This window comes from Thomasclavelia sp. (assembly GCF_017889095.1).
Classification (GTDB): Bacteria; Bacillota_I; Bacilli_A; order Erysipelotrichales; family Coprobacillaceae; genus Thomasclavelia.
Window position 1 is genome coordinate 1 of record NZ_JAGHEW010000387.1, and the last position, 8,709, is coordinate 8,709.

The following is an 8,709-nucleotide window of genomic DNA, read 5'->3' on the forward strand; positions in this document are numbered from 1 at the left end:
GGTATAATGGTGATACAATTAATATGTCGGGTCCGGCAACTACAGTTTTTGAAGGAACGATAGAAATTTAATAAAGGAGTAAAGAAATGTTAAATTGTGCTGAAGAAATTATTAAATATATTGGTGATGCTAAAAAACAAACACCAGTAAAAGTTTATTTAAAAGGAAATGATTTACCAGAAACAAATGAATTTAAGATTTTTGGAACTAGTGAAAGTCGCGTTTGTATTGGTGATCTAGATGCAATTAGAAAATATATGGATGACAATAAAGATAAAATTACAGATTCTTATTTAGAACAAGATCGTCGTAATAGTGCCATTCCATTATTAGACATGACTAATATTAATGCTAGAATTGAACCAGGATGTTTTATTCGTGAACATGTAACTATTGGTGATAATGCTGTTATTATGATGGGTGCTGTTATTAATATTGGTGTTAAAATCGGTGAAGGAACAATGATTGATATGGGTGCTGTTTTAGGTGGCCGTGTTGAAGTAGGAAAACGTTGTCATGTTGGTGCTGGAGCAGTGTTGGCAGGTGTTATTGAACCACCTAGTGCCACTCCAGTAGTCCTTGAAGATGATGTTTTAATTGGTGCTAATGCTGTTGTTATCGAAGGAGTTCGTATTGGTAAAGGTGCTGTTGTTGGAGCCGGATCAATTGTAACTGAAGATGTTCCAGCTGGTGCTGTTGTAGTTGGAAATCCAGCTCGAATTATCAAAGAGAAAAAAGATGAAAAAACAGAAAGTAAGACTCAATTAATGGATGATTTAAGAAAGATCTAGGTGATAACATGGATCTTTTAAAACAATTAACTAAATGGCGCCGGGATCTTCATCAAATCCCGGAGCTAGGATTACAAGAGTTTAAAACTTCTAAATATCTTAAAGAACAGTTAGAAAAAATGGGCTATCAGCCAATTTCGGTGTTAGAAACAGGAATATTGGTATATCTTGACTGTAACAAAGATAAAACTTTAGCTTTTCGTAGTGACATGGATGCTTTAAAAATAGGTGAACAAACTGGCTGTGATTTTGCTTCAAAACATCAAGGCTATATGCATGCTTGTGGTCATGATGGACACATGGCAGCTTTATTAGGACTAGCTAAAAAGTTAGCAGAATCATCAAAACAGTTTGATCATAATATTTTATTGATTTTCCAACCAGCTGAAGAATCACCAGGTGGTGCCAAGCTGATTTGTGAAGCTGGAGTTTTGAAAAAATATCATGTAAAAGCTATTTTTGGATTACATTTAATGCCTTCAATCGAAGCTGGTAAGATTGCTTGTCGACCAGGACCGTTGATGGCACAAAATGGTGAATTAGATGTTACGGTTACTGGAAAAAGTGCTCATGCAGGGTTGTATCATTTAGGAATTGATTCAATCATGATTGCTAGTTCTTTGATTTGCCAATATCAAAACATTTTAACCCGAGTAATTGCACCAGTTGAAAGCTGTGTTATTAATATTGGTGAAATTCAAGGGGGAACAGTTAGAAATATCGTGGCTGATCAAACGGTATTTAAAGGAACTGTTCGTACTTATAGTGAAGCTGTTTTTAAAAAGATTACGGATACGATGGAAGCTTTAAATCAGGGGATGGAAGCTGCTTATGGCTGCAAGATTGATTTTAGCTTTCCACCAATGTATCCACCAGTTTTAAATGATTATGATTTATATCGTCAGTTTGTTGAATTGACTGGTGATAATTATGAAGAATTAAAAGAACCGCTGATGTTGGCTGAGGATTTTGCTTTTTATCAGCGTGATGTACCGGGTATATTCTTTTATGTTGGTACTAAAACTAACCAATATCAAAGTGGTTTACATACGGAAACATTTAATTTTGATGAGGATGTTTTATTGCAGGCTGTTGAATTGTATTATCAACTGGCTTGCAAGATTAAATTGGGGGAATAAACAATGACATATTATGATAGAGCAAAACAAGCTTTTATGAATGCTTATGGCAGATTTGATGTTACTTTTGATCATGGTAAAGGGGTATATTTATATGATACTAATGGGAAAAAGTATTTAGATTTTTATTCAGGTATTGGGGTTAATTCTTTTGGATATGATTATCCACCATATTGCAAAGCTTTAACTGATCAAATTCATCGGGTTATGCATGTTTCTAACTACTTTAATACAGTTGAAACAATTGAAGCAGCCGAAGCAGTAATTAAAGCAACTAAATTAGATCAAGTTTTCTTTACTAATAGTGGTACAGAAGCTACTGAAGGTGCTTTGAAACTAGCTAGAAAATATTATTATGAAAAACATGGTAAAGCTGATAGTGAAATTATTAGTTTGAAACATTCATTCCATGGACGTTCAACGGGTTCAGTTACTTTAACTGGAAATCCAAATTATCAAAAAGCTTTTGGACCATTGATTGCTGGAGTAAAATACGGTGATATCAATGATCTAGAATCTGTAAAAAAATTAATTACACCACAAACGGCAGCCATCATTGTTGAACCAGTTCAAGGTGAAGGTGGCGTATATGTTTGTACTAAAGAATTTTTAACAGGGATTAGACAGTTATGTGATGAACACGATATTGTGATGATCTTAGATGAAGTTCAATGCGGTATGGGTAGAACGGGTACGATCATGACTTATTTCCAATATGATCTAATGCCAGACATTGTTTGCTTAGCCAAAGGAATTGGAGCTGGTTTTCCAATCGGTGCCTTTGTTGCTAACAAAAAAGTTGGCGATGCCATGAAACCAGGTGATCATGGATCTACTTATGGTGGAAATCCAATGGCAGGACAGGCTTGTAAGACCGTATTTAAAATTCTTGAAGAAGAAAATATGTTGGAACACGTTCAACAGATAAGTAAATATTTGCATCAGCAATTAGATCTTCTAGTTGAAAAATATGACTTTATCAAAGAAAAACGTGGGTTAGGTTTAATGATTGGTTTAGAATTTGATCATCCAGTTAAACCATATATTCAAAAAATGCTTGATAACGGATTGATTATGGTAACTGCCGGAACTAACGTTATTAGAATGTTACCACCGTTTATTATTGATGAAAAAGCTGTTGATGAAATGATTAGTATTTTAGAAGCAGTAATTAATGAAATTAATGCTTAGATTTAGATAAAAATAATTATTGAGCTCAATTCTTAATTGATTAGGAATTGAGCTTTTTATTTTCAATAAATAATAAAGATGGTGTTGATAAATTATTATTTTGATGAAAAGTTGTTTGAAACAAAAAATATCCAATTGATAGTTATATGAATTGAGGTTATATAGTGGTTATTTTTAATATTTTTGAATTAAAAAAATCCCCAAAACCAGTCTTTATGAAATTTAACCAATTTTTTTTATTATATAATTATATAAGACTGGAGGTAACATTATGACAAATAAAAATATCTTGCAAATTAAAACCTTGGGTAATCTATCAATTTCTAGAGGTAAAGCAGTATTTCCACCAGAAAAAAGACGAAGTGTGCAAATAGAATTATTGGTCATATTTTTAATCATGAATCGTAATTATACGATTACTAACCAGCAAATAATGGATTTTTTATGGCCTGATGGAAATGCTGATAAGCCAGAAGGAGCACTTAGAAATTTGGTTTATCGTTCTCGAAAAGAGTTTAAGGCACTGCTTAAAGATGTAAACATTATTAAGTCAAAAGGGCATAGTTATTTTTGGAATCTTGAGGTTGAATGCCAAGTTGATTATGATGAATTGCTTAAAATATGCAATAAAATTGAAAGGGAAACTGATTTATATCGTAAATATGAGTTATGTTTAGAAATGTTGCAGTGTTATCATGGTGAATTTTTACCAGAGTTTAATTATAATGACTGGATTATTCAAATGAATAACACTTTAGAACGTAATTGTTTAGAAAGTTTATTAAATACGATTGGTGAGTTAGCTAAACATAATTTATATGAAGAAGTATTAAAAATCTGCAATCATCCTAATTGTCAAAAAATCATGGATACTCGGATCTATGAGATGAAACTTTATGCATTTTATATGACTAAAAAAATAGACCAGGCATTACATTTCTATCGCCAGACAGTTGACTATTATTATAGTAAATATGGAGTTGAGGTATCACAAAGATTTAAAGAAATTTATCGGATGATTATTGATACTTCATCACCTAGTCAAATAAATGTCGAGGAACTAGAAAGAAATTTGTCGATTGAAGATGCTAGTGAACGAACATTCTATTGTGATTTTGATGTTTTTAAAAATATTTATCAAATCAATGTTCGCTCCGCTAAAAGAACATTAAAAGCCCGTGTTTTAGCGTTATTGACGATAGTTGATCAAACTAATAGCTTAACGGAAAAAGAGATTATTCAAGAAGCAGAAATCTTAAAAAGTGTAATTGCTCATAGTTTACGCAAAAATGATGTTTTTTCGAAGTTTAATATGACTCAATACTCATTGATTTTAGCTTCACCAAATGAAGAAGGTGCCAAGATTGCAATTGATCGAATTGTTGGTCGTTATAACGAAAGGAAAAAGCATTCGGAAGTTTATTTGTCTAGTGAATTGAAAAAAATCAGATAGGGAGGGGATTTAGATGAGCTTTTTAAAGTCGGTTTTAAAGAAATTTAAGAAATTTAAAAGAATATCAATCTTAGCATTAGTTGTAACGATGGTTATCAGTTTACTTAATGCTGGTCCAACAATTGGTGCTGATGAAACTGTAAATGCCAATATTACTTTTACATCACAAATTGTTGAACAAATAAACGGATCATATATTGAAACTGAAGATGTTCAATCGGGTGAGCCGTTTTTCTTAGCCATTGGCTATACAATTTCAGCCAGTGGTGAAACATCTAAATACACTAACTGTACCTTAACGATAACTTTACCAAAGAATGTATCGTTTATAGGTGATACTAGTGATATTAGTAAAACAGCATTTGATTCATATACCTTGGAAACTAAACTTGGATCTCAAGTTTTATCAATTAAAGCAAATGAATTAGTTCCAGGTCAAACGGGAACTTTATATTTGAAAATGAATTTTGATAATATGAAGACTCCTGACGGTTCAACAGCTAATTTTACTGGAATGTCTTTAACTGGTTCAGTAGTAACTGGTTCAAGTAGTCCTAATATTAATCCAGTAAGTGTTCCTAATGCGGCTATAACGGCGATTGCAAATCAGTCATGGACTGTAAATAAAGATATTGTCAAACAAAATAGTCAAGATTATTCAATTAATACTATTGATGGTAAACAATATTATAGCGTTGATTATCGCTTAATAGCTGCACCTGGTACAAACATAACTGATATTGGCAATAATTACGGTCGTTTAAACTGTACTTATAAAGATGAACAGGGAAATACTGCTGAAGGATTCATGCTGGTTGATACATTACCTGTCGCTCCTGTAGCTAATGGTGGTGCTACTAATATTTCAATTTATAAAGGAAGTAATAAAACAGAAGCCAATAAGCTAAAAGAAGGGCAAGATTATCAGTTAGTTTTAAATGATGATGGCTCAGTTAAAGCAATTAGAATTAATTATGCTAGTACGTATAGTGATATAAAAAACGATTATACAACTAGCTATGTACCTGATGATGCTCATGTTTTAACTACTTATACGATCAATGCAAATTATAGCTATGATGCCTATCGGGTTCTTCCTGCAGACGAAGATAGATTATTGCCATATCGATTAGATAATAAAGCCGAGATTAATTATTTGCCTTTAGGTGAAAGTACTTATCGAGAAAGTCAGGATAGTGCTTCAATAAATGTTGGCTGGGTTGATGATAATGCCCCAGTAACTGATCTTACAGTTACTAAGTATCTAACTGTTAAAAATGATGATAAATTTAATCTAGAAGAAAAATTTGTTTTTGATCAAGAAAAGCAGGATCTATATTATAAATACAATAATGCAAGAATATCTTTTGGTTTATATAAAGATGAAACATGTACGATACCAGCAGTTGATTTTGATGGTAATACTGTTGGAAATATGACTAGATTAGATGAAAATGGTCAAGTAATTTTTAAAAATATAAATGAAGGAACATATTATTTAAAAGAAGATGTCAGTAATTTACCATTTGTCGGTGATGGTGTAGATACTGCTAATGGTCAAACTGTCTATCGTGTAGAAATAAAAAATGAAAATAAACAGGCAGTTGTTTATTTAGAAGGTAACAAAGTAACTGATGGAAAATTAGATATTAACAATATTAATACTGATAATGGTTTTGGTTATGTTGCTTTTAATAAAGTAGGTACTAGTGCTACCAGCAGTAATTCAGGACCATTGGAAGGTGTTAAATTTAAACTAACTAATAAAGCTGATTCAAGTAAAGTTTATGAAACTGTTTCTGATAAAAATGGATTAGTTTTATTTGAAGGAATTCCAGCTGGTAATTATATAGTCGAAGAAGATTTTACTAGTGGCGAATATGATAAGCCAGCTAAATCTAGCTTTGATGTAACGGTAAAAGCTAATCACGTAAACTATCCTGAAGGAATGGAAAAAGACAGTAATGGAATACCACGTTTGGTCAATAGTTCTTCTAAAGGAAAATTGATTATTTATAAAGTAGATCAAGCTAATGAAGATACCAGATTAGATGGTGCAGTATTTAATGTTTATGGACCTTATGATAGTGAAACGGCAGCTAAAGATGCGATAAGCAGTAATAATTTGATTAATCAATTTACTTTAAATGGTAATGAAGAATCACCAGCATTAAATCAGGGATATTATGTTTATCAAGAAACTAAAGCACCTGAAGGTTATAAATTAGAAAGTGATTGTCATATTGTTAGTCTAAAAACCCAAACATTAAATAAAGTAACAGTAAAAAATGAAGCTTTAGGTAAATTAAGAATTCTAAAAAAAGGTGCTCTTAGTGTAAATGGTCAAGAAACTGGTTTACAAGTAAATATACCAGGGGCTAGTTTTTATATTTGCAAAAATGAAAGCGCTACCGAACTAGTGAATGATGAAAATGGTAATCCAATTGTAATTACTTCAACTAATTCTGTAAATAGTGAATATAATTCAAATGTTGTTTCTTTACCAGAAGGAACATATTATCTAAAAGAATTTGCAGTTCCTGATGGTTATCAATTATCAACTGAAGTGATTAAAGTAACCGTTTCATCAGGTAATACTACAACGCAAAAAATCGTTAATAAAACAGATCAGTTTGGATATTTACAAGTAACTAAACGTGATTCTAAAACTAATGAACCAATTAGTAATGTTTCCTTTGATGTTTATAACAGCAATAATCAATTAGTAGAAACAATAACTACTAATTCTTTAGGGATGACTCAAACTAGTTTTTTACCAGCCGGTAATTATTATTTAAAAGAAAAAGCGGGAACTAGTTTAAATAATTATGTAGTAAAAACTGAAAATATCGATTTTACGATTACAAACAATAAGGTTACTAATTTAGAAGTAAAAAATGATCATTTAGTTAACTATCGCTTTAAAAAAGTATCTTCACTTAATGAAAAGACAACATTAAGTGGTGTTGAATTTAAATTATATGACAGTGATGGAACTACCGTTATCAAAGATAAAGTAACCAGTGATAATAACGGTTATGTAACATTTGAAAATCTAGTTCCTGGAAAAAAATATTACTATCAAGAAACTAAAACATTACCTGATTACACTTTAAATAATCAAAAAATTGAATTTACAGCCCCAGCAATAAAAGATGTTAATAACAATTACATGGGTGATGGTGGTAATATTGAAAACGTTCCTAAAGGACAATTTACGATAACTAAAACACAGCAAGTATTAGATAAAACAGGTCATGTAGCTGTTGATAAACAGTTTGAATATTATCCTAAATTAACTGATAACTATCAAGCAGATAAGGCTACTGCTAATGCAAATAAAACTTATCGTACTTTGACAACTGATAATAAAACTGGAATTGGTACTTCACAAAAAATTGATGCTGGTACTTATTGGGTTGAGGAATCAAATGTTGCTAATGAATATTCAGTAAAAGACGGAAACCCAAAAACGGTTGAAGTAAAACCTGGTAATTTTGCAACAACAGTTGGAAGTGTAACGAATATTACATTTGAAAACAACCTAATAAAAGGTAAAGTTGCTATCAAGAAGATTAGCTCAACTGATAGTAAAACCGGAGTAGAAGCAACATTTAATATTTATAAATACGTAAATGAAACTCATAATTACAGTAATGATCAAGTAATTGATACTTTGAAAACTGGCAAAAGTGGTAATGAAGTAGTTAGTAAATATTTAGAACCGGGTAATTATGTTTTGGTGGAAACTACAGTAGATGATAACTATGTTTTAGATGCGACACCACATAAATTTACTATTGTTGCAGGTCAAACTAATAAGGACTATGTTAATAAGCCAATTGTCAATGAAGAAAAAAGTATCATTAAGATTAAAAAGACATTAACTTGGAAGGATAGTAATAATGGTAATGTAGTGGAACCATTAGCTGGTATTCAGTTTGATATTTACAAAGCCAAACCGGTAGATGAGGTACAAGCTGGAGAAGATTTTGTTGAATATGAAAATAAAAAATATATTAAAGATGGAAATCCAGTTGATACAATTACTAGTAACAATGATTATGAATCTTCAAAACAATTAGAGCCAGGATATTATTACATTGAAGAAGTATTAACTGAAGATCAAGCTAAA

At 31.3% G+C, this 8,709-nt stretch carries 5 protein-coding genes; all 5 read left to right on the forward strand.

Translation table 11 applies throughout. The features are described 5' to 3' along the window. Positions 1–86: 86 nt before the first annotated feature. Positions 87–791 carry a 2,3,4,5-tetrahydropyridine-2,6-dicarboxylate N-acetyltransferase gene (gene dapD / locus J7M77_RS16430; RefSeq protein ID WP_296880521.1) on the forward strand — a complete coding sequence of 235 codons (705 nt, stop codon included), beginning with the start codon at positions 87–89 and terminating at the stop codon, positions 789–791. Positions 792–799: 8 nt separating this feature from the next. Next, positions 800–1,930, forward strand: coding sequence for a M20 family metallopeptidase (locus J7M77_RS16435; RefSeq protein WP_296880523.1), 1,131 nt, complete (start codon positions 800–802; stop codon positions 1,928–1,930). Positions 1,931–1,933: 3 nt separating this feature from the next. Beyond that, on the forward strand, positions 1,934–3,121 hold the full coding sequence (locus J7M77_RS16440) for an aspartate aminotransferase family protein (protein WP_296880526.1): 1,188 nt from the start codon (positions 1,934–1,936) through the stop codon (positions 3,119–3,121). A gap of 271 nt (positions 3,122–3,392) precedes the next feature. After that, positions 3,393–4,574, forward strand: a complete 1,182-nt coding sequence (locus J7M77_RS16445) for a hypothetical protein (RefSeq protein ID WP_296880528.1) — start codon at positions 3,393–3,395, stop codon at positions 4,572–4,574. A gap of 13 nt (positions 4,575–4,587) precedes the next feature. Next, positions 4,588–8,709 (forward strand): SpaA isopeptide-forming pilin-related protein (locus J7M77_RS16450; RefSeq protein ID WP_296880530.1); only part of this gene is annotated, 4,122 nt, incomplete at its 3' end.